Annotated in this window: 1 protein-coding gene; it reads left to right on the top strand. The window is 68.8% G+C overall.

Features of this window, described 5'->3' with window-relative positions:
• Positions 1 to 1,237, top strand: a 1,237-nt coding sequence (locus tag ACIA8E_RS41960) for an IS1380 family transposase (protein ID WP_399307379.1), incomplete at its 5' end; no start/stop codon positions are given.
• Positions 1,238 to 1,410: the final 173 nt, after the last annotated feature.

The following is a 1,410-nucleotide window of genomic DNA, read 5'->3' as shown; positions in this document are numbered from 1 at the left end:
GTGGCGCAAGCCGCGGACGGTGCACGACCCTGGCAAAGTCCTGCTGGATGTCGCGCTCGCGACGGCTCTGGGCGGGGATTGCCTCGCCGATGTCGCCATGCTGCGGACCGAGCCCGACGTGTTCGGCCCGGTGGCATCCGACCCCACGGTCTCCCGGCTCATCGGCTCCCTCGCCGCAGCCGGACCGAAGGCACTCACCGCGATCCGGTCGGCGCGGGCCGAAGTACGGTCGCAGGTCTGGGAACTGGCCGGGGTGAGAAGTCCGGCCGCCGACGGTCACGTGATCGTGGACATCGACGGCGTGCTCGTCCTTGCGCACTCCGAGAAGCAGGATGCCACCGCGACCTGGAAGAAGACCTTCGGCCATCATCCGCTCGTCGCGTTTGTTGACCACGGCCAGGCCGGTTCCGGAGAGCCGGTGGCCGCGCTGCTGCGGCCCGGCAACGCCGGCTCCAACACCGCGAGCGATCACATCGAAACAGCCCAACTCGCCCTGGCCCAAGTCCCCAAGCACCTGCGGCGGGGCCGGAAGACGCTGATCCGCACCGACTCCGCCGGCGGGACCCATGCCTTCCTCGACTGGCTCTCCCGCCGGGGCCGGTGGCTGTCGTATTCCGTCGGAATGACCATCACCGACGCCATCCACCAGGCCGTCCTGAAGATTCCGAAGAAGGCATGGACGCCGGCCTACGACGCCGACGGCACCGAGCGGCCCGGCGCCTGGCTCGCAGAGATCACCGACATCCCCGACCTGAGCATGTGGCCCAAGGGCATGCGGCTAATCGTCCGCAAAGAACGACCGCACCCCGGAGCCCAGTTGCGATTCACCGACCTCGATGGACTACGGCTCACCTGTTTCGCGACCAATACCCAAGGCGGCCAGCTCGCCAACCTGGAACTACGTCACCGCCGCCGGGCCCGCTGCGAGGACCGCATCCGAAACGCCCGCGACACCGGCCTGCGCAACCTGCCCCTGCACGACACCGCACAGAACCGGATCTGGCTGGAGATCGTCCAGATCGCACTCGACCTCCTCGCCTGGATGCCGATGCTCGCCCTGACTGCAGAAACCCGCCGCTGGGAGCCCAAACGGCTTCGCCTGCGGCTGTTCTCTGCCGCCGCCCAGCTGGTCACCACCGGCCGCCGCCGCTGGCTCCGCTTCACCGCCCGATGGCCCTGGACGGATGTGATCACCCGCGCGATCCAGCGACTTGCAGCCCTGCCGAACCCAGGCTGACCAGCAACTCCGACCGTCCCGACGAGCCACAGCAACATCCCGGAGCCGTGGAACCCCGGCGCCCACCCGACGCGATAGCCGGGCCGCCAACCTGCCCCAGCCCACGAAATTCCGCACCTCGCAAGCACAGAGTCCCCGTCAGCGAACCGACGAGGACTCATGAACGATCGAGG

Origin of the sequence: Streptomyces sp. NPDC051664 (assembly GCF_044453545.1) — a bacterium.
In the GTDB taxonomy this organism is placed as follows: Bacteria; Actinomycetota; Actinomycetes; order Streptomycetales; family Streptomycetaceae; genus Streptomyces.
Note: the sequence above shows the minus strand (reverse complement) of the source record. Positions and strands in the feature narration are given on the sequence as shown.